Annotated in this window: 24 protein-coding genes; 4 read left to right on the top strand and 20 right to left on the bottom strand. The window is 74.9% G+C overall.

The features are described 5' to 3' along the window. Position 1: 1 nt before the first annotated feature. From ACI79E_RS07580 to ACI79E_RS07550, 7 genes are all read right to left on the bottom strand, one after another. Entirely contained in the window at positions 2–832 is an 831-nt protein-coding gene (locus tag ACI79E_RS07580) for a shikimate dehydrogenase (RefSeq protein WP_456931913.1), read from the bottom strand. Next, entirely contained in the window at positions 825–2,384 is a 1,560-nt protein-coding gene (gene mltG, locus ACI79E_RS07575) for an endolytic transglycosylase MltG (protein ID WP_456931912.1), read from the bottom strand. Before mltG ends, ACI79E_RS07580 begins: the two co-directional genes overlap by 8 nt. A gap of 83 nt (positions 2,385–2,467) precedes the next feature. Further along, positions 2,468–3,127 (bottom strand): Holliday junction resolvase RuvX, encoded by a 660-nt coding sequence (gene ruvX, locus ACI79E_RS07570; protein ID WP_456931911.1) that lies wholly within the window; start codon positions 3,125–3,127, stop codon positions 2,468–2,470. A 5-nt stretch (positions 3,128–3,132) separates the two neighbouring features. Next, positions 3,133–5,826 carry an alanine--tRNA ligase gene (alaS, locus tag ACI79E_RS07565; RefSeq protein ID WP_456931910.1) on the bottom strand — a complete coding sequence of 898 codons (2,694 nt, stop codon included), beginning with the start codon at positions 5,824–5,826 and terminating at the stop codon, positions 3,133–3,135. Between the two features lie 60 nt (positions 5,827–5,886). Next, positions 5,887–6,174 (bottom strand): hypothetical protein, encoded by a 288-nt coding sequence (locus ACI79E_RS07560; protein WP_456924955.1) that lies wholly within the window; start codon positions 6,172–6,174, stop codon positions 5,887–5,889. After that, on the bottom strand, positions 6,174–6,599 hold the full coding sequence (locus ACI79E_RS07555) for a DUF948 domain-containing protein (RefSeq protein ID WP_456931909.1): 426 nt from the start codon (positions 6,597–6,599) through the stop codon (positions 6,174–6,176). The genes ACI79E_RS07560 and ACI79E_RS07555 overlap by 1 nt, the downstream gene beginning before the upstream one ends. A 121-nt stretch (positions 6,600–6,720) precedes the next feature. Beyond that, complete coding sequence (locus ACI79E_RS07550; RefSeq protein WP_456931908.1) at positions 6,721–8,055, bottom strand: replication-associated recombination protein A; 1,335 nt, start codon at positions 8,053–8,055, stop codon at positions 6,721–6,723. Positions 8,056–8,174: 119 nt separating this feature from the next. Between ACI79E_RS07550 and ACI79E_RS07545 the strand changes: the two genes are divergently transcribed. Continuing rightward, the gene (locus ACI79E_RS07545) at positions 8,175–9,032 is read left to right on the top strand and encodes an aldo/keto reductase (protein WP_456931907.1); all 858 of its coding nucleotides are present in this window, start codon (positions 8,175–8,177) and stop codon (positions 9,030–9,032) included. Positions 9,033–9,203: 171 nt separating this feature from the next. On the opposite strand, the gene ACI79E_RS07540 is transcribed toward ACI79E_RS07545, so the two are convergent. From ACI79E_RS07540 to ACI79E_RS07520, 5 genes are read right to left on the bottom strand one after another with little or no spacing between them, the layout of a single operon-like run. Next, a complete protein-coding gene (locus ACI79E_RS07540; protein WP_456931906.1) occupies positions 9,204–10,295 on the bottom strand; it encodes a pyridoxal-phosphate-dependent aminotransferase family protein in 1,092 nt (363 codons plus the stop codon). Positions 10,296–10,327: 32 nt separating this feature from the next. Continuing rightward, positions 10,328–12,115 (bottom strand): aspartate--tRNA ligase, encoded by a 1,788-nt coding sequence (gene aspS, locus ACI79E_RS07535; protein ID WP_456931905.1) that lies wholly within the window; start codon positions 12,113–12,115, stop codon positions 10,328–10,330. 25 nt (positions 12,116–12,140) lie between these two features. Next, entirely contained in the window at positions 12,141–13,127 is a 987-nt protein-coding gene (locus tag ACI79E_RS07530) for an aldo/keto reductase (RefSeq protein ID WP_456931904.1), read from the bottom strand. Further along, on the bottom strand, positions 13,124–14,386 hold the full coding sequence (gene hisS, locus ACI79E_RS07525) for a histidine--tRNA ligase (RefSeq protein ID WP_456931903.1): 1,263 nt from the start codon (positions 14,384–14,386) through the stop codon (positions 13,124–13,126). The genes ACI79E_RS07530 and hisS overlap by 4 nt, the downstream gene beginning before the upstream one ends. Beyond that, positions 14,383–15,078: an MBL fold metallo-hydrolase gene (locus ACI79E_RS07520; RefSeq protein ID WP_456931902.1), complete on the bottom strand. Its 696-nt coding sequence runs from the start codon at positions 15,076–15,078 to the stop codon at positions 14,383–14,385. Before ACI79E_RS07520 ends, hisS begins: the two co-directional genes overlap by 4 nt. 165 nt (positions 15,079–15,243) lie before the next feature. On the opposite strand from ACI79E_RS07520, the gene ACI79E_RS07515 reads away from it, so the two are divergent. The 3 genes from ACI79E_RS07515 to ACI79E_RS07505 are packed head-to-tail and all read left to right on the top strand — an operon-like array spanning position 15,244 to position 17,365. Further along, on the top strand, positions 15,244–16,086 hold the full coding sequence (locus ACI79E_RS07515; RefSeq protein ID WP_456931901.1) for a peptidylprolyl isomerase: 843 nt from the start codon (positions 15,244–15,246) through the stop codon (positions 16,084–16,086). Then, positions 16,083–16,802, top strand: a complete 720-nt coding sequence (locus ACI79E_RS07510; protein WP_456931900.1) for a peptidylprolyl isomerase — start codon at positions 16,083–16,085, stop codon at positions 16,800–16,802. Before ACI79E_RS07515 ends, ACI79E_RS07510 begins: the two co-directional genes overlap by 4 nt. Beyond that, complete coding sequence (locus tag ACI79E_RS07505; RefSeq protein ID WP_456931899.1) at positions 16,799–17,365, top strand: DUF3105 domain-containing protein; 567 nt, start codon at positions 16,799–16,801, stop codon at positions 17,363–17,365. The genes ACI79E_RS07510 and ACI79E_RS07505 overlap by 4 nt, the downstream gene beginning before the upstream one ends. A 207-nt stretch (positions 17,366–17,572) precedes the next feature. Here ACI79E_RS07505 and ACI79E_RS07500 read toward each other — a convergent pair whose 3' ends face one another. The 8 genes from ACI79E_RS07500 to ruvC form a co-directional block, all read right to left on the bottom strand. Then, on the bottom strand, positions 17,573–20,029 hold the full coding sequence (locus tag ACI79E_RS07500; RefSeq protein WP_456931898.1) for a RelA/SpoT family protein: 2,457 nt from the start codon (positions 20,027–20,029) through the stop codon (positions 17,573–17,575). A gap of 90 nt (positions 20,030–20,119) precedes the next feature. Then, entirely contained in the window at positions 20,120–20,713 is a 594-nt protein-coding gene (locus ACI79E_RS07495; protein ID WP_456931897.1) for an adenine phosphoribosyltransferase, read from the bottom strand. Further along, entirely contained in the window at positions 20,710–22,104 is a 1,395-nt protein-coding gene (secF, locus tag ACI79E_RS07490; protein WP_456931896.1) for a protein translocase subunit SecF, read from the bottom strand. Before secF ends, ACI79E_RS07495 begins: the two co-directional genes overlap by 4 nt. Beyond that, positions 22,101–23,768, bottom strand: a complete 1,668-nt coding sequence (gene secD, locus ACI79E_RS07485) for a protein translocase subunit SecD (protein WP_456931895.1) — start codon at positions 23,766–23,768, stop codon at positions 22,101–22,103. Before secD ends, secF begins: the two co-directional genes overlap by 4 nt. Positions 23,769–23,781: 13 nt before the next feature. Further along, positions 23,782–24,135: a preprotein translocase subunit YajC gene (gene yajC, locus ACI79E_RS07480; protein WP_456931894.1), complete on the bottom strand. Its 354-nt coding sequence runs from the start codon at positions 24,133–24,135 to the stop codon at positions 23,782–23,784. A gap of 164 nt (positions 24,136–24,299) precedes the next feature. Next, positions 24,300–25,421 carry a Holliday junction branch migration DNA helicase RuvB gene (ruvB, locus tag ACI79E_RS07475; RefSeq protein WP_456931893.1) on the bottom strand — a complete coding sequence of 374 codons (1,122 nt, stop codon included), beginning with the start codon at positions 25,419–25,421 and terminating at the stop codon, positions 24,300–24,302. Continuing rightward, complete coding sequence (gene ruvA, locus ACI79E_RS07470; protein ID WP_456931892.1) at positions 25,418–26,056, bottom strand: Holliday junction branch migration protein RuvA; 639 nt, start codon at positions 26,054–26,056, stop codon at positions 25,418–25,420. Before ruvA ends, ruvB begins: the two co-directional genes overlap by 4 nt. Positions 26,057–26,096: 40 nt before the next feature. Further along, on the bottom strand, positions 26,097–26,663 hold the full coding sequence (ruvC, locus tag ACI79E_RS07465) for a crossover junction endodeoxyribonuclease RuvC (RefSeq protein WP_456931891.1): 567 nt from the start codon (positions 26,661–26,663) through the stop codon (positions 26,097–26,099). Between the last annotated feature and the right edge of the window lie 49 nt (positions 26,664–26,712).

Below are 26,712 nucleotides of genomic sequence, written 5' to 3'. Positions count from 1 at the left end.
GTCAGCGGGCGTGCAGTGCCGCGCGCATGGCCTCGATCGGTGCGGGCTGCCCGGTCATCAGCTCCACCTGGACGGTGGCCTGCCAGAACAGGACGTCCAGCCCGCCGACGACGGTGCCCCCGGCGGCGGTCACCGCGCTGGCCAGCGGCGTCGGCCACGGGTCGTAGAGCACGTCGAGGACGGTCTGGTCGGCCAGCCACGGCAGGGCAGCCACGTCCGGCTGCCCGCCGACCGGGACGGTGCTCACCACGACGGTCGCGTCGACCACGGCCTCCCGCAGCGAGACCACCGTCGTCGGCACGCCGAGGGTGTCCAGCACGCGCAGCAGGTCCCCGGCGCGGGAGGGGTCGCGGACGACGACGTCGACGTGCCGGGCGCCGAGCGAGGACAGCGCGACCGCGGCCGCCGCGGCCGTGCCACCCGCACCGAGGATCGCCGCCCGGTCCACCTCCTCGACCCCGGCCAGCTGCAGCGCCATGCCGACGCCGGTGACGTCGGTGTTCTCCGCGCGCCACCCCTGGTCGGTGCGGACGAGGGTGTTGGCCGCGTGCAGCAGCCGCGGCAGCGGCTCGACGACGTCGGCGACCTCGACCGCGGCCTGCTTGCACGGCATGGTCACCGAGAAGCCGCGCCACTCCTCGCCGAGCCCGGCCAGCAGCACCGGCAGGTCCTCGGCGCCGACGTCGAGGGCGTCGTAGGTCCAGTCGGTCAGGCCCAGTGCCGCGTAGGCCGCCCGGTGCAGCAACGGGGACAGCGAGTGCCCCACCGGACGGCCCAGCACGGCCGCCCGCTGCACACCGACCGCCGTCCCCGCGTGGCGCCCGTCAGCCACCGCAGCCGAGGCCGGCCGCGGCGCACCGCTCCCGCGCCGCCATGAACTCCGTGTAGTCGGCGGTGAAGAAGTGCCGCCCGTCCGCGGACTCCAGCACGTAGTACAGGAGGTCGCCGGTGGTCGGTGCCAGCGCCGCCTCGAGGCTGGCCTCCCCCGGCGAGCTGACCGCCGTCGGCGGCAGCCCGGCGCGGGTGCGCGTGTTGTACGGGCTGTCGGTCTGCAGGTCGGCGACGGTGAGGTCGTTGCCGTTCTTGCCCAGGCCGTAGGCCAGCGTGGCGTCGATGCCGAGCGGGATGCCCTGGCCGAGGCGGTTGTAGACCACCTGGGCCACGTCGGGCCGCTCCTCGTCCAGCCGTGTCTCCGACTGCACCATGGAGGCCACGGTCACCACGTCGTACACCGACCGGCCGGCCGCGGCGGCCCGCTGCTCCAGCTGGATGGCGGACGCGGTCTCGGTGAAGCGCGAGACCATGGCCCGGAGCATGGTGACCGGGGTGTCGTCGGGCTGGAAGTCGTAGGTGGCCGGGAAGAGGAAGCCCTCGAGCTGGCCGTTGGCGTAGGCCGGCAGGCCGAGCGCGGCGGGGTCGGCGGCCGCGGCCCGCAGCTCCTCGACCGGCTTCTGGGTGCCCTCGGAGAGCCGCTGCAGGATCTGCTGCACGGTGAAGCCCTCGGGGATGGTCACCCGGGCGAACAGCCGGGTGGCCGGGTCGAGCAGCAGGTCCAGTGCCGCCTGGCCGCTCATCTGCTGGCGCATCGCGTACACCCCGGGCTGGATGCCGGTGGCGGCCGGCTGCAGCTCGGCGGCGTCCACGAACGGGCCGACGGAGGCGATGACGCCCTCGGAGACGAGCGTGCGGCCGATGTCGCTGAGGGTGTCGCCGACGGCGATCCGGACCTGCACCTCACCGCTGCCCTGGCCGACGAAGTCCTCGCTGGGCGGGTTGACCAGGTTGATCAGGGCCTTGCCGCCGAAGACGATGCCGCCGACCAGGCCGGCGAGCACCAGCAGCGACACGACGACGGCCACCGGGCGGCGCCGGCGACGCCGGCGGCCGGTCGGCGGCTCGTCGCCGCCGCGGTGCCGCCAGCCGCGGGTCCCCTCGTCGGAGGCACCGAGCACCTCGAGGCCGCCGGTGGCGTCGGGATCGTCGCCGTCGTCGTCCCAGGACATGTCGGCGGAGCGGTCGTCACCGGGACGCTCACCGGGGACGCCGGGCTGGCTGCCCACGGGCTGGGCCACGGTCTGGGCGTCGTCGGGGTGGACGTCGGTGCGCCGCTGCAGGCGGGACCAGGTGCCGGCGGGCCGCGGCGGGAGGCCGGGCAGCGGCGCCGACGGGTGCGTGCCGCCCTCGGAGCCGCCGGCCGGCGGGGTGGGCAGGCCGCCGGCCTCCGCGCGGGGCAGCAGCGGTCCGGTGCTGCGGGGGTCGTCGGCCCGGCGCCCGCGCGGGCCCGCGTACGGGGTCGCACCGGCGGGCCCCAGCCGGGCGTCGACGCGGTACGGGTCGGGGGCACGGGTGCCGGCCGGGGGCTGGTCGGCGACCTGCCGCGGCATGGACGCCATCCACGCGGTGGCAGGGACACCACTCGCGAGGTCCGACGAGTGCCGACCCCGTCGCGCGGACGGGGTCGGATCACTCACGAGCGCTCCCGCTGGGCGTCCAGATAGGCCTGGAGGATGACCACGGCGGCGGCCTGGTCGATCACCGGGCGCTGCTGCCGGCTGTCGAGGCCGTTCGCCCGGAGGGAACTGGCTGCAGTCACGGTGGAGAGCCTTTCGTCGACGAGGTGCACGGGCACGGGCCCGATGCGCCCGGCGAGTGCCCGAGAGTAGGCACGCGCCTCCTTCGCCGAGGCGCCCGACGCTCCCGAGAGGTGCCTCGGCTCCCCCACGATCACCTCTGTCACCTCGTGTTCCACCACGAGGGCCGCGATGTGGTCGAGGTCGGACTCGTCGCGGGCCCGGCGCACCGTCTCCAGCGGGCTGGCCAGCGTGCCGGTGGGGTCCGACAGCGCCACGCCGACCCGCACCGAGCCGACGTCGATGCCCAGCCGCCGGCCCTGCCTCGGGCGCCGCGGCGGGATGGGGAGCCCCCCGGGCAGGCCGCCGGAGAGGTCGATCTGGCTGGTCTCGTGCCGCACCGGCGGGAACCCGGCGGACAGGTCGATCTGCTCGGTGCGGTGCTGCACCGGCGGGGGTGGCACGGCGGGGCGCTGCCGGGTGGGCGGCGGCACCGCCGGGCGGCTCACCCGGCGCTCGCCCACCGGACCGGTCTCGTCGGGGCGCTGCTCAGGCACCTCGGTCACCTCCCTGCGGCGGTCGCGACCGCCTGTTCGCCGGCCTGCAGGGCCGCGGGGATGCCGGCGGGCTCGGTACCGCCCCCCTGGGCCACGTCCGTCTTGCCGCCGCCCCGGCCGCCGACCGGGGCCGCCGCCGCGCGCAGCACGTCGTTCGCCGACAGCCCGCGCTCCTGTGCGGCCGGGTTGAGGGCCGCCACGAGAGCCACCTTGCCCCCCGACTCCGAGGCCAGCAACACCACGGCGGGCCGGTCGCCCGGCAGCCGGCCGCGGACGTCGAGGGCCAGCGTGCGCAGGTCCCCGCCGCCCAGGCCGGCGGGCGAGCCGGTGACCACCGCGACCCCGCCGACGTCGCGCGCACCGGCGGCCAGCTCCCCGGCCGCGGCGAGGGTCTGCTGGGCCCGCAGCTCGGCGAGCTCCTTGTCGACGTCGCGCAGCCGCGCCAGCATGCCGCTGATCCGCTCGGTCAGGCCGTCGGTGGGGGTCTTCAGCAGGTCGGCGAGCTGGCGGACCAGGTCGCGCTCGCGGGCCAGGTAGCGGAAGCCCTCGAGGCCCACGACGGCCTCCACGCGTCGGGAGCCGGAACCGACCGACGACTCACCGGTCAGCGCCAGCGTGCCGATCTGGGCGCTGCCCTGCACGTGGGTGCCACCGCACAGCTCCCGGGACCACGGGCCGCCGATCTCCACGACGCGGACCTGCTCGCCGTAGGTCTCCCCGAACAGCGCCAGGGCGCCGATGGCACGGGCCTCGGGCAGGGTCATGAAGCTGGCGCGCACCTTGTGGTCGGCGCGGACCGCGGCGTTGGCGACGTCCTCGATGTCGTGCCGCTGCTGCGCGGTGAGCGCGCCCTGCCAGGCGAAGTCCAGCCGCAGGTACCCGGGCCGGTTGTAGGAGCCGGACTGCAGCGCCTGCGGGCCGAGCACCTGGCGCAGCGCGGCGTGCACCACGTGGGTGCCCGAGTGCGCCTGGCAGGCCGACAGCCGCCACTCGCGGTCGACCTCCGCCACGAGCTCGGCGCCCTCGCGCAGCTCGCCCTCCAGCACCCGCACCTGGTGGGCGACCAGGCCCTTGACCGGGCGCTGCACGTCGAGCACCTCGGCGCGGCCGCCGTCCCAGGTGAGGACGCCCGCGTCGGCGACCTGACCGCCGGACTCGGCGTAGAAGGGCGTGCGGTCGAGGACGACCCGGGTGACCTCCCCCGGCCCCACCGGGGCGCTCTGGCCCGCCTCGTCGTCGGACAGCTCGGAGACGACCCCCAGCACCCGGGAGTCGGTGCGCAGCGTGTCGTAGGCGCGCCAGTCGGTGGGGCCGTGGTCGGCCAGCAGCCGGCGGTAGGCCAGGACGTCGACCGAGCCGGTCTTCTTGGCGCGGGCGTCGGCGCGGGCGCGGTCCCGCTGCTGCTGCATGAGCGCGCGGAACCCCTCCTCGTCGACGGACACGCCCTGCTCGGCGGCCATCTCGAGGGTCACGTCGATGGGGAACCCGTAGGTGTCGTGCAGCGAGAACGCCTGCTCACCGGACAGCTGCGGGGTACCGGCCTGCCTGGCGGTGGCCACGGCGGTGTCGAACAGCGTGGTGCCGGCGGTGAGGGTGCGCCGGAACGCCTCCTCCTCGGCGTAGGCGACGCTGGAGATGCGGGCGAAGTCGGTCTCCAGCTCGGGGTAGCTGGCCTTCATCGCGTCGCGGGACACCGGGAGCAGCTCGGGCAGCGTGGCCTCGTCGACGCCGAGCAGCTTCATCGAGCGGACGGCGCGGCGCAGCAGCCGGCGCAGGATGTACCCACGGCCCTCGTTGCCGGGCGTGACGCCGTCGCCGATGAGCATCAGGCCGCTGCGCACGTGGTCGGCGACCACCCGCAGCCGGACGTCGGCGTCGTGCTCGGCGCCGTAGCGCACCCCGGCGATCTCGGCGGCCCGGTGCAACACCGGGGCGACCTCGTCGATCTCGTACAGGTTGTCGACGCCCTGCAGCAGGTAGGCCACCCGCTCCAGGCCCATGCCGGTGTCGATGTTCTTCTTCGGCAGCTCGCCGACGATCCGGAACTCCTCCTTGCTCCGGACGTCGGTGAGCTCGTACTGCATGAACACCAGGTTCCAGATCTCCAGGAACCGGTCACCGGCCGTGTCGACCAGCGGGCCGCCGTCGGGGCCGAACTGCGGGCCCCGGTCGAAGTAGATCTCGCTGCACGGACCGCCCGGGCCGGGCTGGCCGGTGTGCCAGTAGTTGTCCTTCTTGCCCAGCCGCTGGATCCGCTCGACCGGCAGCCCCGCGATCCGGTGCCAGGCCTCGGCCGCCTCGTCGTCGTCCAGGTAGACGGTGACCCAGATCCGCTCCGGGTCGAAGCCCAGCCCGCCGTCGTCCACCGACCCGGTGACCAGCTCCCAGGCGTGCTGGATGGCGCCGTCCTTGAAGTAGTCGCCGAAGGAGAAGTTGCCGTTCATCTGGAAGAACGTGCCGTGCCGGGTGGTCTTGCCCACCTCCTCGATGTCGAGGGTGCGCACGCACTTCTGCACGCTGGTGGCCCGCGGGTAGGGCGCCGGCTCGCGGCCGGTCAGGTACGGGATGAACGGCACCATGCCGGCCACCGTGAACAGCAGCGACGGGTCGGGCGAGACCAGCGAGGCGCTGGGCACGACGGTGTGGCCGCGGGAGGCGAAGTGCTCCAGGAAGCGGCGGCGGATCTCGGCGGTCTGCATGGTCCTACTCGTGGGTCTGGAGGCGGGCGGAGCGGCGTCCTCCCGCAGGTGGTGAGGGGGTCAGCGGTCGGTGGGGCGGACGGCGTGCCGGCCGGGCAGCTGCACCTGCTCCCCCGTGGGGAGCGGGGCGTCCAGCCCGGTGCCGGTGCGCAGTTCCTGCTCCCGCTCCGCGGCGGCGGCACGCACGTCGGCACCGAACTCGCCGATCGCGTCGGCGAGGTCGCGCAGCCCCTCCACCAGCGCGCCGGCGATGCCCTGCGGCGTCATCTTCTCCGCGGCCCGGGACAGCTTGCGGACGACGAGCGCGCCGATGGTGATGCCCATGGCGAGCCAGAACAGCCGGCGCATCAGGCGGCCCGCCGGGCGGCGCGGCGGGCGCGGCGCTCGGCCTTGTCACGAGCGGCGGCGTCGGCGAGGGCCTGGCCCTCCCGCTTCTTCCGCGCGGCGCTGCGGACGCCGTAGCTGAACGCGGCGACCTTGATCAGCGGGCTGCCCAGGGTGGCGGCCACGACACTGCTCAGCGCCGCGACGTTGCTGGAGACGTTGGCCGCGTTGCCGGTGATGTCGTCGACCCGCTCGAGGTTGCTGTTGACGTGCGCGACCGTGGTCGAGGCCTGGCTGAGGATCGGGCCGCTGTGCTCCCGCGTCTGGCGGATGGTCAGCGTCGCCTCGTCCAGCGTGCGACCCAGCTTCAGGATCGGGACGGCCAGCAGCACCACCAGCAGCACCAGCGCCAGCGCGGCGATCAATCCGGCCCACTCTCCTGCGGACACGCGGGGTCTCCTGTTCCTCGTCGGCTGCTGCTCCCGCCCGCCGGTCGGCACCGGCGGGCGTCGGCCCGGCGTGGTCACAGTAGTCGCGGGCGCCGGCGCCCGTCCGTACCCGGCCGGGACCTCAGCGGCCCCGCCGGACGATCGCCCGCAGCTTGGCCAGCCGCGCCGCGATCGGCCCCTCGGCGCCGCGGTTGGTCGGGCGGTAGTAGTCGCGGCCGACCAGCGCGTCGGGCGGGTACTGCTGGGGGACGATCCCGTCGGGCGCGTCGTGCGGGTAGCGGTAGGTCGAGCCGTGCCCCAGCTTCTTGGCCCCGGCGTAGTGGGCGTCGCGCAGCCCGGGCGGCACCGGCCCGGCCAGCCCCGCCCGCACGTCGGCCGTGGACTCGCCGATCGCGACGGCGAGGGCGTTGGACTTCGGCGCGGTGGCCAGGTGCGCGACGGCCTGCGCCAGCGGGAAGTGCCCCTCGGGCATGCCGATGAAGGCCACGGCGTCGGCGGCCGCCACCGCGGTGAGCAGCGCCGTCGGGTCGGCCATGCCGATGTCCTCGCTGGCGGAGATCACCAGCCGGCGGGCGATGAAACGGGGGTCCTCCCCGGCCTCGATCATCCGCGCCAGGTAGTGCATGGCGGCGTCGACGTCGCTGCCGCGGATGGACTTGATCAGGGCGCTGGCCACGTCGTAGTGCTGGTCGCCCTGCCGGTCGTAGCGGACCGCCGCCTGGGCGACCGCCGTCTCCAGGGTCTGCAGGTCGATCTCCGGCACGCCCGCCGCCAGCGCGGCCCCGGCCCCGGACTCCAGCGCGGTCAGCGCCTTGCGCCCGTCCCCGCCGGCGATGCGGACCAGGTGCTCTTCTGCCTCCGGGCTCAGCGTGACCGCGCCGTCCAGCCCGCGGTCGCTGGTGAGTGCCCGGCGCAGCAGCGCACGGACGTCGTCGTCGGACAGCGGCTGCAGGGCGAGGACCAGCGAGCGGGACAGCAGCGGGCTGACCACGGAGAAGAACGGGTTCTCGGTGGTGGCGGCGATGAGGCTGACGATCCGGTCCTCGACGGCGGACAGCAGGCTGTCCTGCTGGGTCTTCGAGAAGCGGTGCACCTCGTCGATGAACAGGACGGTGCGCCGGCCGGCGTAGGTGAGCTCGCGCTTGGCCCCGGCGATGACCGCGCGGACCTCCTTGACCCCGGCGTCCAGTGCCGACAGCTGCACGAACTGCCGCTTGGTGGCCAGCGAGATGACGTGCGCGAGGGTGGTCTTGCCGGTGCCGGGCGGGCCGTAGAGGACCAGCGACATCGGCTCGTCGGCCTCGACCAGCCGGCGCAGCGGCGACCGCGGGCCGAGCAGGTGGGACTGCCCGACCACCTCGTCCAGCGAGCGGGGCCGCATGCGGACGGCGAGCGGGGCGCCCGGGTCGACCGCCGGCGCGCCCTCGCCCTCGGGCTCGTCGAACAGCGAACTCACGGCGTCCTCGGTCCGCTCCCGCGGGCCGCTCCGCCCCGCGGTCGCCGGCGCGCCCCGGCGGGCTCCCGCCCCTGTCCACTCACGCTTGCGAACGCTACCCGCGGGGCACGACACCCCCCGTGCAGCAGCGACGCATCGGGGACACGACCGTCAGCGCCATCGGCCTCGGGGCGATGCCCCTGTCGACCAAGGAGGCGCGCCCCTCCCCTGAGGACGCCGAGGCCGTGGTGCACGCCGCGCTCGACGCCGGGGTGACCCTCATCGACACCGCGGATGCCTACGCCCGCGACGAGGCGGAGTTCGGCCACAACGAGTCGCTGGTCGCCGCGGCGCTGGCCTCCTACGGGTCCGGCGCCGGTGAGGTGCTCGTGGCGACCAAGGGCGGCCACACCCGGCGCGGGACGGACTGGGAGCTCGACGGCACCCCGGCGTACCTGCGCAGGGCGTGCGAGGCGTCCCTGCGGCGGCTCGGCGTCGAGGCCATCGGCCTCTACCAGTTCCACCGGCCGGACCCGGCGACGCCCTGGGAGGAGTCGATGGGCGCGCTGCGGGCGCTGGCCGACGACGGCCTGGTCCGGATGGTGGGCATCTCCAACGCCGACATCGCCCAGATCGACGTCGCCCGCTCGATCGTCGGGCCGGCGCTGGCCAGCGTGCAGAACCAGTTCTCCCCCGGCTGGCGGCACTCCGCCGACGAGCTGGCGCACTGCGCGGCCCACGGGCTGGCCTTCCTGCCGTGGAGCCCCTTCGGCGGCGTGTCGGCGGCCGGCTCGCTCGACGCCACCGCACCGGCGTTCGCCGAACTCGCCGAGGAGCTGGGCGTCTCGGTGTACCGGGTGACCGTGGCCTGGCACCTGGCCCAGTCCGAGGCGGTGATCCCGATCCCGGGCGCGTCCCGGCCGGCGTCCATCGTCGACTCCGCGGCCGCCGCCGACCTCGAGCTGACCGCCGACCAGCTGGCCCGCCTCGACGGCTGACGTGCGGCCCGCCTGCCCTCGCGCCGCCCCCTCGGCCGTGATCCCCTCGGCGCGGCCCCCTCGGCCGTGATCATCGGATCGGTGCACGCGGCACGCACCGACACGCCGGGCCGGCGGGCACGGATCCGATGATCACGGCGGGACGGAGGCCGGGGCAGCGCCCGGCCGGGGTCAGCGGCCGAGGACCTCGCGGAGCGCCGCCAGCACGAGGGTCACGGTGTCCGGACGGGCGTTGTGCCCCATCAGGCCGATCCGCCAGACCGACGCCGCGTAGGCCCCCACGCCGCCGCCGATCTCCAGGTCGTAGCGCTCGAGCAGCTCCTTGCGCACCGCCGCGGAGTCCACGCCCTCGGGCACGCGCACGGTGGTCAGCTCGGGCAGCTGGTACCCCTCGGCGGCGAACAGCTCCAGGCCCAGCTCCTGCAGGCCCTCGTGCAGCAGCCGGCCGGCCTCGGCGTGCCGCGCGTGGACGGCGTCGAGCCCCTCCTCCAGCAGGCGCCCGAGCCCGGCGTGCAGCGAGACGACCATGCCGGTCGGCGCGGTGTGGTGGTAGGTGCGGCCACCCGAGCCGGCGGCCTCCCCCGCGTAGCCACCCAGCATGCCGAGGTCGAGGTACCAGCTGCGCGGCTTCTCGATGCGCCGCTCCCAGGCCCGGTCGTTGATCGTGAACGGGGCCAGGCCCGGCGCCACGCCGAGGCACTTCTGCGAGCCGGAGTAGGCGAGGTCGACGCCCCACTCGTCCAGCTGCACCGGGATGCCACCCAGCGAGGTGACGCAGTCGGCCAGCAGCAGCGCGTCGCCCTTGCCGGCGGCCAGCGGGGCGAGGTCCGAACGGACCCCGGTGGAGGTCTCGGCGTGGACGGCGGCGATGAGCTTCGGCGACGGGTGGGCGGCGAGCACCCGGTCGACGTCGACCGGCTGCCCCCACTCGTGGTCCACCCGCACGACCTCGGCGCCGCACCGCGTGGCGACGTCGACCATCCGCTCGCCGAACAGGCCGTTGACCGCCACGACGACGACGTCGCCGGGGCCCACGGTGTTGACGAACGCCGCCTCCATGCCCGCCGACCCCGTCGCCGACAGCGGCAGGGTCCGCCGGTTCGTCGTCCCGAAGACCTGGCGGAGCCGGTCGGAGGTCTCGTCGAGGATGCCCAGGAAGACCGGGTCGAGGTGGCCCAGCAGCGGCTGGCCGAGGGCGACCGTCGCCTCCGGGTAGGGGTTGGAGGGACCGGGACCGAGCAGGGTGCGGGCACGCAGCGGCATGCCCGCAACCTACCGGCGGTCCGTGACCTGCGTTACGGCCGGATGGGGACGCCGGTCGAGGTCGGCCCGGGTGCGCCGGGCTCGGCGGGCAGCGCCGGCTCCTCCGGGCGGGCGTCGATGCCGGCCTCCTTGCGCTGCGCCTCGGTGATCGGCGTCGGCGCACCGGTGAGCGGGTCGAACCCGGCACCGGTCTTCGGGAAGGCGATCACCTCGCGGATGGAGTCCACGCCGGCCAGCAGCGCGGTCAGCCGGTCCCAGCCGAGCGCGGCCCCGGCGTGCGGCGGCGGGCCGTAGGCGAAGGCCTCGAGGAAGAAGCCGAACCGCTCGCGGGCCTCCTCGCGGGACATGCCGAGGGTCTCGAACACCCGCTCCTGCAGCTCGGCGTCGTGGATGCGGACCGACCCGCTGGCCAGCTCGTTGCCGTTGACGACCAGGTCGTAGGCGTCGGACAGCGCGGCGCCCTTGTCCTCGGCGAACCGCTCCCGCCACTCGGGCGTGGGCGAGGTGAACGGGTGGTGCATGAACGTCCAGTCGCCGTCCTCGGTCTCCTCGAACATCGGGAAGTCGACGACGAAGAGGAACGACCAGGAGCCGGGCTCGATGAGCTCCAGCCGGCGGGCGATCTCGTTGCGGGCCGCCCCCAGCAGCTCCTGGGAGGACCGGCGGGCACCGGCGGCGAAGAAGACGCAGTCGCCCGGCTGCGCCCCCACGGCCGCCACGAGGCCCGCGCGTTCGGCGTCGGAGATGTTCTTGGCCACCGGGCCACCCAGCGTGCCGTCCTCGGCGATGGTCACGTAGGCCAGCCCGCGGGCGCCCCGGGACTTCGCCCAGTCCTGCCAGGCGTCGAACGCCCGCCGCGGCTGCGAGCCCCCGCCGGGCATGACCACGGCGCCGACGTAGGGCGCCTGGAAGACGCGGAACGGGGTGTCGGCGAAGTACGACGTGAGCTCGGTGAGCTCGATCCCGAACCGCAGGTCCGGCTTGTCCGACCCGAACCGGTCCATCGCCTCGCGGTAGCTCATCCGCGGGATCTCCGGCACCTCGTAGCCGGCCAGCTCCCCCCACAGCGCCCGGACGACGTCCTCGGCCACGGCCAGCACGTCGTCGCGCTCGACGAAGCTCATCTCGAAGTCCAGCTGGGTGAACTCCGGCTGCCGGTCGGCGCGGAAGTCCTCGTCCCGGAAGCAGCGGGCGATCTGGTAGTAGCGCTCCAGGCCGCCGATCATCAGCAGCTGCTTGAACAGCTGCGGCGACTGCGGCAGGGCGTACCAGTTGCCCGGCTGGAGCCGGACGGGGACGACGAAGTCGCGCGCACCCTCCGGTGTCGACCGGGTCAGGTTCGGCGTCTCGACCTCGACGAAGCCGTGCCGGGCCATGACGCCGCGGGCGATCCGGTTGATCTCGCTGCGCAGCCGCAGGGTGCGGGCCGGCCCCTGGCGCCGCAGGTCCAGGTAGCGGTACCGGTAGCGGACGTCGTCGGACGCGGCCTGGTCGGTCTCGATCGGGAAGGGCAGCGGCGCGGCCGCCGACAGCACCCGCAGCTCGGCCGCGGCGACCTCGATCTCGCCGGTGGGCAGCTCCGGGTTCTCGTTGCCCTCCGGCCGCCGGCGCACCTCGCCGGTGACCAGCACGCAGAACTCGTTGCGGAGGGCGTGCGCCTCCTCCTCGCGGACGACCACCTGCACGTAGCCGGAGGCGTCCCGCAGGTCGACGAAGACGACCCCGCCGTGGTCGCGGCGGCGGGCGACCCAGCCGGCGAGGGTGACGGTGGAACCGGCGTCGGACGCGCGCAGCGTGCCGGCGTCGTGGGTGCGGAGCACTAGAGAGCCTTTCGGGGAGTCGTCGTCACCAGCGGTCGTGGACATGGGCGCGGATGCGCTCGTCGTAGAGGCGCTCGAGGTCGGCCAGCTGGGTGTCGGTGAGGGGCGGGAGGGCGGCGGCCGCGGCGTTGGCCCGGGCCTGCGCGACGGTGCGGGCACCGGGGATGACCGAGGTCACGCCCGGCTGCTGGATGACCCAGCGCAGGGCGACGGCGCTGGGCGCGGCGTCGCCGGCGATCTCGGTGAACGCGCGGGCCGCGTCGACGCCGACCTCGTAGGGCACACCGGAGAAGGTCTCGCCCACGTCGAAGGCCTCGCCGTGCCGGTTGAAGTTCCGGTGGTCGTCGGGTGCGAACGTCGTCGACTCGGTGTACCGGCCCGACAGCAGGCCGCTGGCCAGGGGCACCCGGGCGAGGACGCCGACGCCGGCCTCGACCGCGGCGGGCAGCAGCTCCTCCAGCGGCTTGCGCCGGAAGACGTTGAGGATCACCTGGATGGTGGCGACCCCGGGGTGCTCCAGCGCGGTCAGCCCCTCAGCGACGGTCTCCACCGACACGCCGTAGGCGGCGATCGACCCGTCGGCCACGAACCCGTCGAGGGTGTCGTAGACCCGCTGGTCGGTGTAGACCGCCGGCGGCGGGCAGTGCAGCTGCACCAGGTCGAGGGTCTCCACGCCGAGGTTGCGCCGCGACCGGTCGACCCAGGCGCGCAGGTTCTCGGGGGTGTACGTGGCGGCCTCGAACGGGTCGGCGCGGCGGCCGGCCTTGGTGGCGACGAACGGCCGCTCCGGGCGGGCGACCAGCGCCCTGCGGATCCGCTCCTCCGACCGCCCGTCCCCGTAGACGTCGGCGGTGTCCAGCAGGGTGACGCCCGCGTCGAGGGCGGCGTCGAGGACGTCGCCGGCGGTGTCGTCGTCGACGTCCCCCCAGTCACCACCCAGCTGCCAGGTGCCCAGGCCGACGACGCTGACGTCGGCCCCGGTCCGGCCCAGCGGCCGCTGCTCCATGCTCATCGCCCCACACTCGCACGCACGGTGTCGAACAGCTCGGCCACCGGGACGGCCCGCTGCTCGCCGGTGCGCATGTCCTTGAGCTGGCCGACGCCCTCGGCCAGGTCGCGTTCGCCGATGACCACCACGTGGGAGGCCCCCGACCGGTCGGCGGCCTTCATCGCGCCCTTGAGCCCGCGGTCGCCGTAGACGGTGTCCGCGGAGACGCCCGCGGACCGCAGCTGCCCGACCAGGCGCACCGCCAGCCGCTTGGCCTCCGCGCCGAGGGGGACGACGAACGCCTGCACCCCCGGGGTGGCGCCGACGTCGAGACCCTCGGCCTGCACCGCCAGCAGCGTCCGGTCCACGCCGACGGCGTACCCGATGCCCGAGACGTCGGGACCGCCGAGCGCCGCCGACAGCCCGTCGTAGCGCCCGCCCCCGCCGATCGCCGACTGCGCGCCCAGGCCGTTGTGCACGAACTCGAAGGTGGTCTTCGTGTAGTAGTCCAGCCCGCGCACCAGCTTCGGGGCCTCGGTCCAGGTCACGCCGAGGTCGGCCAGGTGCTGGCGGACGGCGTCGTAGTGCGCCCTGGTCGAGTCCGAGAGGTGGTCGACCATGAGCGGGGCGTCGTCGAGCTGCGCCTGCACCTCGGGGCGCTTGTCGTCGAGCACCCGCAGCGGGTTGATCTCCGCCCGGCGGCGGGTCTCCTCGTCCAGGTCCAGCTTGTCCAGGTAGGCGACCAGCAGCTCGCGGTACTGCGGGCGGCAGGTCGCGTCGCCCAGCGAGGTCAGCAGCAGCTCGAAGTCGGTCAACCCCAGGTCGCGGAACCCCTGCACGCCCAGAGCCACCACCTCGGCGTCCAGCGCGGGGTCGTCGGTGCCGAGGGCCTCCATGTCGACCTGGGTGAAGTGCCGGTAGCGGCCGGCCTGCGGGCGCTCGTAGCGGAACGCCGACCCGACGGTCCACAGCTTCACCGGCAGGGCACCGGTGTGCAGGCGGTGCTCGATGAAGGCCCGCATGAGCCCGGCGGTGAGCTCCGGGCGCAGGGTCAGGGAGCGGCCGCCGCGGTCCTCGAAGGTGTACATCTCCTTGGTCACGACGTCGGTGGACTCCCCGACCCCGCGGGAGAAGACGGCGGTCTCCTCGAACACCGGCGTCTCGACGTAGCCGTAGCCGGCCCGCCGCAGCGGCGCGGTCAGCGTGTCCCGGACGGCGAGGAAGCGCGCCGACTCCGGCGGCAGGGTGTCGAACGTCCCCTTCGGCGCGGTCAGCCCGCTCACAGGCCCCGCCCCTTCGGCGCCGGGCCCACGCCCGCCGCGGCCTCGGCCAGGTAGGGGTTGGTGGCCCGCTCGCGGCCGATCGTCGTCGCCGGGCCGTGGCCGGGCAGCACCACCGTCGCGTCGTCCAGCGGCAGGACGACGTCCCGCAGCGAGCCCAGCATCGCCTCCCACGACCCGCCGGGCAGGTCCACCCGGCCCACCGAGCCGGCGAACAGGACGTCGCCGGCCAGCAGGCCCGGGGCCTCGCCCAGGTCGAGGGAGAACACCACGGAGCCCCGGGTGTGGCCGGGCGCGTGCCGGACGGTCAGCTCGACCCCGGCCAGGGACAGCACCGCCCCGTCGTCCAGCGGCAGCACGTTGGCGGGGTCGGGCAGCCGGACGCCGCTGATCAGCGGGGCCAGCTGCGGACCGTGCCACGCCACCGGGTCGGCCAGCATCCCGGCGTCCTCCGGGTGGAGGTAGGCGGGGATGTCGTAGCCGTCGCAGACCGGCAGCACGGAGAAGGTGTGGTCGAGGTGGCCGTGGGTGAGGACGACGGCGACCGGCTTGAGGCCGTCGTCGGCCAGCATGCGCGCCAGCGGCTCGACGGCGTCCATGCCGGGGTCGACGACCACGCACTCCTGCCGGGGCCCGGAGGCGACCGCGTAGCAGTTCGTGCCGAACGCGCCGGCCGGGAACGAGCGGATGAGCACCCGTGCAGGTTACGCGGGGCCCGCGCGGCGCTCCGTCGCTTCCTGCTGCCAGGGGTCGCCCAGGATCGCCACCTAGACTCGCAGACCGACCAGCGGTGCGTGGGCGCGCGCCGGCCGAGCCCCCGCGCCCCGCCGCAGCACCCGTCCGTCCGAGGAGTCCCACCCGTGCCGACCAACAAGCAGCGGCGGCAGGCCGCCCAGCGGCGACTGCAGCGCCAGCTCGAGCGTCGCGCCGAGCTGGCCCGCAGGCGCCGCCGCAACCTGCTGATCGGGGTGACCACGGTCGCCGTGCTGCTGGTGCTCGGCGCCGTCTGGCTGATCACCGGCGTCAGTGGCGACGACGCCGACAACGCCGCCGCCGACCCGACGACGGCCGCCCCCACCAGCAGCGCCGCGGCCGCCACCACGAACCCCGACGGCACGGTGAGCTGCACCTACGCCCCCGACGACTCGGGCAACCCCAACCTCGTCGACGTCGGCACCCCGCCCTCCCCGGAGGCGACCCCGACCCAGGGCACCGGCACCCTGCTGATGACCACCTCGCAGGGCGACATCACCCTCACCCTGGACCGCGCGCAGGCCCCGTGCGCCGCCGCCAGCTTCACGTACCTGGCGCAGCAGCAGTTCTTCGACGGCAGCCCGTGTCACCGCATGGTCAACGGCGAGGCCTTCGGCGTCCTGCAGTGCGGCGACCCGAGCGGCACCGGCCAGGGCGGCCCGTCCTACAAGTTCGCCGAGGAGGTCAGCCCGGAGACGACCTACCCGCGCGGCACGATCGCCATGGCCAACAGCGGCACGCCCGGCTCGACCGGCAGCCAGTTCTTCCTCGTGTTCACCGACTCGCAGCTGTCCCCCGACTACACCGTCGTGGGCACCGTCGACGAGGCCGGCCTGGCCGTCCTCGACCAGATCGCCGCGGCCGGCAACGACGGCTCGATGGAGCCCAGCCCCGGCGGCGGTGCCCCGAACGTCCCGGTGAGCATCGAGTCGATGACCGTGGTCGCGTGACCGCTCGGCTGCGGACCGCGGCCGCTCTCACCGGGGCGCTGCTGACCCTCGCCGCCTGCTCGGGCGACGACCCGGGCGCGGGGGCGCAGGGCGGCTCCGGCTCCGGCGGCGGTCCCGGTGGGTCGGCGACCGCGTCCGGGACGACGACCTGCGAGTGGGGCGCCGGCTCGGCGGCGAACCCGTACCTGATCGAGGTCGACACCCCGCCCGAGGAGGTCCCCGCGACGGGCACGACCGACCTGGTCGTGACGACCAACCTCGGGGAGCTGACCCTCACCCTCGACCAGTCGGCCACGCCGTGCGCGGCGGCCAGCCTGGCGCACCTGGCGCAGGCCGGGTTCTTCGACGACTCCCCCTGCCACCGGGAGGTCGACAGCCCCGGCCTGCAGGTGCTCCAGTGCGGCGACCCGACCGGCACCGGCGCCGGCGGCCCGACCTACACCTCCCCGACCGAGGTCACCGGCGAGGAGACCTACCCGCGCGGCACCGTCGCGATGGCCAACAGCGGGCAGGGGGTCGACGGCAGCCAGTTCTTCCTCGTGTGGGGCGACAGCCAGCTCTCCCCCGACTACACCGTCGTGGGCACCGTGGACGACGCCGGCCTGGCGGTGCTCGACGCCGTCGCGGCCAACGGCAACGACGGCTCGATGGACCCCAGCCCGGGCGGCGGCGCGCCCCGCGTGCCGGTGACCATCGAGTCGGTCAGCGTGGCGTGACGCGCGCCCGCGGGCCGGTCGTCGTCCTGACCGCGGCGCTGCTGACCGGCTGCACCGGCGCCGTCGCCGGCTCGGTCCCCCCGGCCCCGGAACCGGTCACGCTCGAGGGCACCCGCGTGGCCGCCTACTCGGCCGGCCAGCCGCACGTGACCGGTCCGGTGGACTACGCGGAGACCCCACCCGTCGGCGGCCCGCACGCCGCCGCGTGGGCCGACTGCACCGGCAGCGTCTACGCCGCCGCCGTCCCCGCGGAGAACGCCGTGCACGCCCTGGAGCACGGCGCGGTGTGGATCACCTACGACCCCGCGCTGGCCGGCGCCGACGACGTCGCGACCCTCACCGACCTGACCGAGGGCACCCACGGGCTGATGCTGTCGCCGTACCCGGACCTGGGGTCGACGGTGACGGTGCAGGCCTGGAACCACGCCCTGCGCCTGGACGACGTCGACGACCCCCGCCTGGCGGAGTTCGCGGCCCTGTTCGCCGGCAACCCGGAGACCACGCCGGAACCCGGTGCGCCGTGCGAGAACCCGGCGTTCCTCGCCGGGTCCGGCACCGCCTGACGCCCAGGCGGTGCTCTCGTCCGCCTGGGCGTCAGGCGGTGCGGCCCACTCCGCGCGCTCTGCGGGGGCCGCTGCGTGGTGGCTTCACCGGGGAGCTCGTGCTCTGCCCACCCTGGTGGGCAGAGCCCGAGCTCCCTCAGACGAGGTGCCCCAGCTCGCACCGACGAGGCGGCACGCACCAGGAGGGGCCGAGCCCCGTGCGCACCGTCAGGCGGTGACCCGCTCGACGTCGAAGACGCCCTCGACGTTGCGCACGGTCTGCAGCACCGCGCCCAGGTGCGCCGGGTCGGCCAGCTCGAAGGTGAACCGGCTGACCGCCACCCGGTCGCGGCTGGTCTGCACCGACGCCGACAGGATGTTGACCCGCTCGTCGGCCAGCGCCTTGGTGACGTCGGAGAGCAGCCGGTGCCGGTCCAGCGCCTCCACCTGGATGGCGACGAGGAACACCGAGCCGGGCTGGCTGGCCCACTCGACCTCGACCAGACGTTCAGGCTTGCGCTTGAGGTCTTCGGCGTTGGTGCAGTCGGTGCGGTGCACGCTCACGCCGCCGCCACGGGTGACGAAGCCCAGGACGTCGTCCCCCGGCACCGGGGTGCAGCACTTGGCCAGCTTCGCCCAGACGTCGCTCATGCCGTGGACGACGATGCCCGGGTCCCCGCCGGCGGGACGCCGGTGCACCGGCCGGCGCATGGGGATGGTCGTCTCGGCGATGTCCTCGACCGCGCCCTCGGTCCCGCCCAGGGCGGCGATCAGCTTCTCGACGATCGACGAGGCGGAGATCTGGTTCTCCCCCACCGCGGCGTACAGCGCGGTGACGTCGGCGTAGCGGAGGTCCTTGGCCAGCGTGGACAGCGCGTCACCGCCCAGCAGCCGCTGCAGCGGGAGACCGGCCTTGCGCATGGCCCGGGTCAGCGCGTCCTTGCCGGCCTCGACGGCGTCCTCGCGGCGCTCCTTGGTGAACCACTGCCGGATCTTGGTGCGGGCGCGGGAGGAGCCGACGAAGGACAGCCAGTCCTTCGACGGGCCGGCCGTCGGCGACTTCGACGTGAAGATCTCCACGACGTCGCCGTTGGTCAGCTTGCTGTCCAACGACACCAGCGCCCCGTTGACGCGTGCGCCGATGCAGCGGTGCCCGACCTCGGTGTGCACCGCGTAGGCGAAGTCGACCGGGGTGGAGTCGCCGGGCAGGCTGACCACGTCGCCCTTGGGCGTGAAGACGAAGACCTCCTGGGGCCCGAGGTCGTAGCGCAGCGTCTCCAGGAACTCCCCGGGCTCCTGCGCCTCCCGCTGCCAGTCCAGCAGCTGGCGCAGCCACAGCATGTCGTCGGGCGAGCCGGCCTTGCTCGCGCCGAACTCGCCGGGCACCGGCCGTCCCCCGGCCCTGGCCTTCTCCTTGTACTTCCAGTGCGCGGCGATGCCGTACTCGGCGGTGCGGTGCATGTCGTGGGTGCGGATCTGCAGCTCCACGGGCTTGCCCTGCGGACCGATGACCGTCGTGTGCAGCGACTGGTACATGTTGAACTTCGGCATCGCGATGAAGTCCTTGAACCGGCCCGGTACCGGCTGCCAGTGCGCGTGCATGATGCCCAGCGCCGCGTAGCAGTCGCGCACCGAGTCGACCAGGATCCGGATGCCGACGAGGTCCCAGATGTCGGCGAAGTCGCGGCCGCGGACGATCATCTTCTGGTAGATCGAGTAGTAGTGCTTGGGCCGGCCGGTGACGACGGCCTCGATCTTCGCGGCCTTGAGCTGCTCGGTCACCGCCGAGGTGACCTCGGCCAGGTACGTGTCGCGGGAGGGCGCCCGCTCGGCGACCAGCCGCACGATCTCGTCGTAGCGCTTGGGGTACAGCGTCGCGAACGCGAGGTCCTCGAGCTCCCACTTGATCGTGTTCATGCCCAGCCGGTGGGCCAGCGGGGCGAGGATCTCCAGGGTCTCGCGGGCCTTCTTCTCCTGCTTCTCCGGCGGGAGGAAGCGCAGCGTGCGCATGTTGTGCAGCCGGTCGGCCAGCTTGATGACCAGCACCCGCGGGTCACGGGCCATCGCGACGATCATCTTGCGGATCGTCTCGGCCTGGGCGGCGTCGCCCAGCTTCACCCGGTCGATCTTGGTGACGCCGTCGACCAGGTGGGCGACCTCGGGGCCGAAGGCCTCGGTGATCGACTCCAGCGTCTGCCCGGTGTCCTCCACGGTGTCGTGCAGCAGCGCCGCGACCAGCGTGGTGGTGTCCATCCCGAGCCCGGCCAGGACGGTCGCGACCGCCAGCGGGTGGGTGATGTACGGGTCGCCGCTCTTGCGCTTCTGCGCGGCGTGCGCGCTCTCGGCGACGTCGTAGGCGCGCTGGAGGAGGGCGAGGTCGGCCTTGGGGTGGCTCTGCCGGTGCAGCGCGGCCAGCGGCTCCAGCACGGGCCGGACGACGGTGCTGCGCTGCCCGGCCACGATGCGGCGGGCCAGCCGGTCGCGGACCCGCCGCTTCGGCGCGCCCGGGGTCTCGTTCTCCCCCGGCGGCTCGGAGCCCACGTCGTCGGGACGGCGGACCGCGGGGCGGCTGGGCAGCGGCGGGCGCTGCGCCGTGCCCGGTGGCGACTCGGTTCCCGTGCCCGCGGGGAGCGCCGGGGCGTCAGCCCGTGGAGCAGCCACGTTGGTGGCGGCGTCGGGGCCCATGGCGACTCCTGCAGGCCGTAGGAGGAACGACCCTCACCATGCTAGTCGGACGGCGTGTCGTCGCGTCCCCGACGGGCGGCCGCCTCCCTCTCAGGTGGTCCAGAGGGCGTGCACGGCGTGCGGCGCCAGCCGCTGCCGCCCGCCGAGCGCGGCCAGCTCCACGACCACCGAGATGGCCGTCACCACGCCGCCGAGCTGCTCGACCAGGGCGACCGCGGCGCCCAGGGTGCCGCCGGTGGCCAGCACGTCGTCGACGACCAGGACCCGCTGCCCCGGCCGGATCGAGTCCGCGTGCAGCTCCAGCGTCGCGGTGCCGTACTCCAGCTCGTAGTCCGCGGCGATCCGCTCCCGCGGCAGCTTGCCCGCCTTGCGGACCGGCACCACCCCGACGCCGGCGTCCAGGGCGACCGCGGCGGCCAGCAGGAAGCCACGGGCCTCCACCCCGACGACGACGTCGAAGCCCGGGCCGCCGTCCCCGTCGCCGAGCGCGGCGGCGCGCGGGTCGGACAGCTGCGGCGCGGCCAGCCCGTCGACCATCCGGCGGAACGCGGCCCCGTCGGCGAACACCGGGGTGAGGTCGCGGAAGACCACGCCGGGCTCGGGGTGGTCGGGGACGTCGACGGTCAGGCCGGCGATCAGCTCGTCGAGCGGGACCGCGGCCCGGTCGACCGGGTCGGCGCTCACCGGCGCTTCTTCGCCCCGGCCGGGCGGCCCGGGCGCTGCGGCCGGGCGCCGGGCCGCGGCGCCGTCGCCCCGCCGGTCCTCGGCTCCGGGCGCACCGACGCCGGCGACTCCACCACCACGTCGGCCTGCGCCGGCCCGAGGTCCTCCTCGCGCTCGGCCAGGGCGACCCCGCCGGAGCGGCGGGCCGCAGCGCCGGCGCGCCGGGCACTGGCCACGGGGGCCGCGCCCTGCGCCGGACCGGCACCCCCCGCCCGGGTCTGCGACGCCCGCCGCGCCTGCACCCGCTTGCGCAGCGCCTGCACCTCGGGCTCCCGGGCCTTGAGGTCGGCCACGATGGGCGTCGCGAGGAAGATCGAGGAGTAGGTGCCGGCGGCGAGACCGACGAAGAGCACGAGGGCGAGGTCCTTGAGCGTGCCGACCCCCAGCAGCCCGGCCCCGACGAACAGCAGGCCGGCCACCGGGAGCAGGGCGATCACCGAGGTGTTGATCGACCGCATCAGGGTCTGGTTCACCGCGAGGTTGGCCGCCTCGCCCCAGGTCATCCGCGCGGCGCGCCCGACGTCCTTGGTGTTCTCGTCGACCTTGTCGAACACCACGACGGTGTCGTAGAGGGAGAACCCGAGGATGGTCAAGAACCCGATGACCGTCGACGGCGTGACCTCGAAGCCGATGAGCGCGTAGACGCCGGCCGTGATCACGATGTCGTGGACCAGGGCCGCCATGGCCCCGATCGCCATCTTCGGCTGGAAGCGCACGGCCAGGAACAGCGTCACGGCGACGAGGAAGACCACGAGGGCGAACACGGCCTGGTCGGTGATGTCGCGGCCCCACTCGGCGCTCACCGACTCCGGGCTCACCTGGGCCGGGTCGATGCCGGCGGCGTCGGCCACCGCGTCGACGACCGCCCGCTCGCCGTCGTTGTCCAGCGCGCCGGTGCGCAGCAGCACCGTGTTGCCGCCCACGACCTGGGCGCTGGCCACGTCGGCGCCGGCGTCCTCGGCCGCCTCCCGGACCTCGGTCAGCTGCTGCTCGGTGCCCGGCAGCCGGAAGCTGTTGCCGCCGGCGAAGTCGATGCCGAAGTTGAAGCCGCGGAGGACGATGGCCGCCAGGCACAGGAGCAGGACGACCGCGGTGATGCGGTAGATGAGCCGGCTGCGCCCGACCACGTCGAGCCCCGCCTCCCCGTTGTAGAGCCGGTGCGCCAGCGACGCCCGGCGGTCGGGACGGCGGGTGCCCGGCTCACCCTCGTGCGGCAGCCCGGCCTCCTCCAGGGCGGCGTCGTCCGCCGCGGCTGCGGCGTCGTCCGCCGCACGGGAGGGGTCCTGCGTCTCGTCGGCGTCGGTGCCCACCGGCAGCTCGTCGTCCTCGGGACGCTGGTCGCGGCCGGTCATGAGTCGCTCCTGTCGTGCGCGGTGGCGCTCGCCCCGCTGGTGGCGGCCACCAGCGGCCGGTCGCCGGCGGGCCGCCGGCCGGCCGGCCGCCCGGGCCGGTCGAGGTTGCCGCCGAGGCCGGAGAAGCGGCTGCTGCCGAAGCTCCGGAAGCGGGCCAGCACCGCCATCAGCGGGTGGGTGAAGAGGAAGACGACGACGAGGTCGAGCACCGTGGACATGCCCAGGGTGAACGCGAAGCCCTTCACGTCGCCGATGGCCAGGACGTAGAGGATCGCGGCGGCCAGGAAGCTCACCGCGTCGGCCGACAGGATCGTGCGGCGGGCCCGCACCCAGGCGCGGGGCACCGCCGAGCGCAGCGTGCGGCCCTCCCGGATCTCGTCCTTGAGGCGTTCGAAGTAGACGACGAACGAGTCCGCGGTGATGCCGATCGACACGATGAACCCGGCGATCCCGGCCAGGCTGAGCGTGAACCCGATCTGCCGGCCCAGCAGGACCAGCACCCCGTAGACCACGACCGCCGACAGCACCAGGCTGGCGATCATGACCAGGCCCAGCAGCCGGTAGTAGAGCAGCGCGTAGACGAAGACCAGCGCGATGCCGATCGCCCCGGCGATGAGGCCGGCGCGCAGCTGCTCGGCGCCGAGCTCGGTGGAGATCGACTGGGCGGTGGCCTGCTCGAAGGTGAGCGGCAGCGCGCCGTAGCGCAGCTGGTTGGCCAGCTGCTCGGCGCTGGTCTGGTCGAACTGACCGGTGATCGTCGTCTGGCCGTTGATGGCGCCCTGGATGGTCGGGGCGGAGACGACCCGGCCGTCGAGGGTGAAGGCGACGTTCTTGCCGACGTTGGCCGCGGTGTAGGTCGCCCAGGTCTCCTGGCCGGTCGCGTTGAAGTCCAGCAGGACGACCCACTCGCCGGTGGCGGACTGGGTGCCGGCGCTGGCGTCGACGATGTCGGTGCCCTCGAGGATGGCCGGCCCCAGCAGGTACTTGGTGGTGCCGTCCTCGGAGCAGGCCGCGACGTGGTCCTCGGAGCGGTCGACCGCGCCGGTCGTCTCCCCGTCGCAGGTGAGGGTGGCGTAGGCCGCCTGCGCCTGTTCCTGCGTGATCGGCGGCGCGTCGGGGTCCAGCGCCGGATCCTCGACGGCGTCGCTGGGGGCGGCGTCGGTCGTCGGGACGGCGGGGTCCGCCGCGGCGTCGGTCGGGGCCGCAGCGTCGGTCGGGGTGGCCGCGTCGGACGGTGCCGCGCCGTCGGTCGGCTCGGCCGCGTCGGCGCCCTCCTCCGCCGGGGTCACGGGCTCCGGACCGGCGAGGACCGGGCGGAACCGCAGCTGCGCGGTCTGGCCCAGCTCGCGGGCCTGGTCGCCGTCGTCCCCGGGGACGGAGATGACGATGTTCGCGTCGCCCTCGGTGACCACCTCGGCCTCGGCGACACCGAGGCCGTTGACCCGCTGCTCGATGATCTGGCGGGCCAGCTCGAGGTCCTCGGGGTCGGGCGCCTGCCCGTCGGGGGTGCGCGCGGTGAGGGTGACCGTCGTGCCGCCGCGCAGGTCCAGCCCGAGCTGGGGGGTGCGGGTGTCGCCGGTGAAGAAGACCAGGCCGTAGAGGACGGCCACGATCAGGAGGAAGGCGCCGAAGTACCGGCGCGCGGGGAGCTGGCGTTGGGCCACGGGGCGCTCCGGCCTAGTGGGCGCGGCCGGCCGGGCCGCCGTCGGCCGGGCCGGTCGCCTCGTCCCCGGGCAGGGCGGGGCCGTCGGTGGCGGTCGGGTCGGCGACGGCCGGCTTGCGGACCTCGAGGACCGCCTGCCGGGCGAAGGTGACGACCACGCCGGGCGCGATCTCCAGGTCCACGGTGGTGTCCCCGAGGCCCGCGACCGTGCCGTGCAGACCGGCGGTGGTCATCACCGGCGTGCCCGGGGTCAGCGACTCCTGCATCGCCTGGGCCTGTGCCTGCATCCGCTTGCGCTGCCGGGCCGGCAGGACGATGAGCAGGACGAAGGCCAGGGCCAGGAGGACGAGCGGGAAGTACTGCTCCACGACTGATGTGCCTCTCTACCGCGCGGTGCGGGCGCGGTGGGTGCGGTCCGGGACGGAACCGCTCGGGTGCGTCGGTCTGCGGGGCACGCAGACCTCCGGGCGCGGCGACCGGGCGGGACGCGCGCGGCCGCGGCCGGACGGGTTGCGCGCCAGCGCTCCGCAGTCTAGGCGTCGAAGAGGGTCTCTGACGACGGCTCGGGGGCCTGTGGGTCTGCTGTGACGCGCCCGAGCGGGACACCACCCCGCGGCACCGGCTGGCCCAGGTGCTGCCAGGCGGCCTCGGTGGCCACCCGACCGCGCGGTGTGCGGGCGAGCAGGCCCGCGCGGACCAGGAACGGCTCGCACACCTCCTCGACGGTGTGCGGCTCCTCACCCACCGCGACCGCCAGCGTGGCGACGCCGACCGGGCCGCCGCCGAAGCGCATGACCAGCGCCTCGAGCACGGCGCGGTCGAGCCGGTCCAGACCCAGGTGGTCGACGTCGTACAGGGCCAGCGCGGCCTCGGCGACCTCGCGGGTCACCCGGCCGTCGGCCCGGACCTCGGCGAAGTCGCGCACCCGGCGCAGCAGCCGGTTGGCGATCCGCGGCGTGCCACGGGAGCGCCCGGCGATCTCCGCCGACCCCTCCTCGGTCAGCTCGACACCGAGCAGGGAGGCGCTGCGGGCCAGCACCTGCTGCAGCTCGGCCGGCTCGTAGAACTCCATCTGCCCGACGAACCCGAACCGGTCGCGCAGGGGGCCGGTGAGCAGGCCGGCGCGGGTGGTGGCCCCGACGAGCGTGAACGGGTTGATCTCCAGCGGGATGGCGGTCGCGCCGGGCCCCTTGCCGACGACGACGTCGACCCGGAAGTCCTCCATCGCCATGTAGAGCAGTTCCTCGGCCGGCCGGGCGATGCGGTGGATCTCGTCGATGAACAGCACGTCGCCGGGACCGAGGTTGGACAGCATGGCGGCCAGGTCGCCGGAGCGCTCGATCGCCGGACCGCTGGTGATCTTCACCGCCGTGCCGAGCTCCGAGCCGATGATCAGCGCGAGGCTGGTCTTGCCGAGCCCGGGGGGCCCGGACAGCAGCACGTGGTCCGGCGGCCGGCCGCGCCGCTTGGCACCCTCCAGGACGAGGTCGAGCTGGCGGGCCACCTTGGGCTGGCCGATGAAGTCGGCCAGGGAGTGCGGCCGCAGCGCGGACTCGACGACGCGTTCCTCGTCACCGGCCTCGGCCGTCACCGGGTCGTAGCGGCCGGCCCCCGCGTCGGCCGCCGGGAGCGACCGGTCGAACGGCCCGCTCACGGCCGGCCCAGCATCCGCAGCGCCTGCCGCAGCAGGACGGCGACCTCCACCGACCCGGTGGCCACGACCTGCTCATCGGCGATCGGCGCCAGCGCGGCGACGGCGCCGTCGGCCTCCTTGCTCGTCCAGCCCAGCCCCACCAGGGCCGAGGCGAGCTGGTCCCGCCACGGGGCCACCGGGGTGACCGCGGGCAACCCGGCGGCCGCCGGCCCGTCCAGCTGGGTGTCGGTCGTGGTGGCACCGAGCCGGTCGCGGAGCTCGAGGATCAGCCGCTCGGCGCCCTTCTTGCCGATGCCGGGCACCTGCATGAGGGCCTTGACGTCGGCCATCGAGACCGCCCGGCGGACCTCGCGCGGCGGGTGGATCGCCAGCACCGCCTGGGCCAGCCGCGGGCCCACGCCGTTGGCGGTCTGCAGCAGCTCGAACAGCTGGCGCTCGTCGTCGTCGGCGAAGCCGTAGAGCGTGAGGGAGTCCTCGCGGACGACCAGGCTGGTCGACAGCCGGGCGCTCTCCCCCACCTGCAGCCGGGCGATCGTCCCCGGCGTGCACTGCACCGCCAGGCCGATGCCACCGACCTCGACCACGGCGCCGTCGGGCGAGACGGCCGCGACCCGGCCGCTCACACTCGCGATCACTGCGTTCCTCCCGTCGTGCCCGGTCCGCTCCCCGGGCCGCTCACCGCGACACGCCCGTCCACCGCGGCAACGTCCTGGACCGGACCGGGGCGCCGATGCCGCCGGCCAGCGCCGCCACCCGCAGCCGCTGCTGCGCCGGGCCCCGCCACACGTGGCAGACGGCCAGGGCCAGGGCGTCGGCGGCGTCGGCGGGCTTCGGCGCGGACGCGAGCCCCAGCACGCGGGTGACCATGAGGGTCACCTGCTCCTTGTCGGCGCGGCCGCTGCCCGAGATGGCGGCCTTGACCTCGCTCGGGGTGTGCCAGGCCACCGGGCGGTCGGCCTGGGCCGCGGCCAGCGCCGCGACACCCGCCGCCTGCGCGGTGCCCGTGGCGGTGCCCTTGTTGTTCTGGGTGAACACCCGCTCGATGGCCACGACGTCGGGCCGGTGCTCGCGCAGCAGTGCCGTCACCGCGGTGTGCAGCTCCAGCAGCCGCAGCTCCAGGTCCAGCTCCGCGGCGGTGCGGACCACGCCCACGCCGACCGCGACCGGCCGGGCGCCGGGCCGCCCGTCGACCACGCCCCACCCGCACCGGGTGAGGCCCGGGTCGATCCCGAGCACCCGCATGGCGCCCCCCTTCGGCCGAACTGGTGTTCGACCGAGGTTAACCGCCGCC

This window comes from Geodermatophilus sp. SYSU D00079, assembly GCF_054050635.1.
The sequence above is the reverse complement of the archived record's forward strand: the minus strand, read 5'-3'. Positions and strand labels throughout refer to the sequence as shown.